A 676-nucleotide genomic window follows, 5' to 3' on the forward strand; every position below is an offset into this window, starting at 1 on the left:
ACCGGCCGTGCCCGGGTCGGAGTCCGGGGTGAACCACGGCAGGGTCGAGGTCACAGGGGCCGTGTGCGGTGCGGCCGTGCCGGACTTCGGCAGGCGCAGGGCGAGTTGTTCAGGCAGTCGCAGCCGCAGCCGTAGCTGTCGTCGCAGGTCCCGGTGCCGGGCCGGGCCCGTGCTGCGGCCCGCCTTGCGCGGCCGTAGCCGGTCCACCACGGCCATGCCGACGCGGAACACCGCCGCCGGTACGACCACGCAGAGCAGGATCCAGAACAGGGTCACGCCCCAGGGGCGGCCGACGCCCCACGGCTCCTCGGCGAGTACCCGGCCGCCGTATTTCAGGGAGACGCTGTAGTCGCCGTGTGCCCCGGCCGAGAGTTCGACCGGGAGTCTGATCTCCGCCTTGCCGCCGGGCGCGATCGTGCCGCTGAACTGCTGGTCGTCCCACTGTGGTGCGAACACCCCGTGGGAGGTGCCGACTTGGAACACCGGGTTCTTGACGGGGGACGAGCCGGCGTTGCCGACGGTGAAGACGAGGGTGCGGGACGCCGGTGCCCCGAACCAGGTCAGCAGCCCGCTCGAACCGTCGAGGCGGCTGTCGGTCATCTCCGACACCCGCCTCGACGGTTCGAGCGGGCTGCTGACCTGGTTCGGGGCACCGGCGTCCCGCACCCTCGTCTTC

Annotated in this window: 1 pseudogene; it reads right to left on the bottom strand. The window is 72.2% G+C overall.

The window, feature by feature from the left end:
* Positions 1–676, bottom strand: a pseudogene (locus JHN45_RS52365) (hypothetical protein); the annotation flags it as partial.

Origin of the sequence: Streptomyces sp. MBT53 (assembly GCF_016654115.1) — a bacterium.
GTDB lineage: Bacteria > Actinomycetota > Actinomycetes > Streptomycetales > Streptomycetaceae > Streptomyces.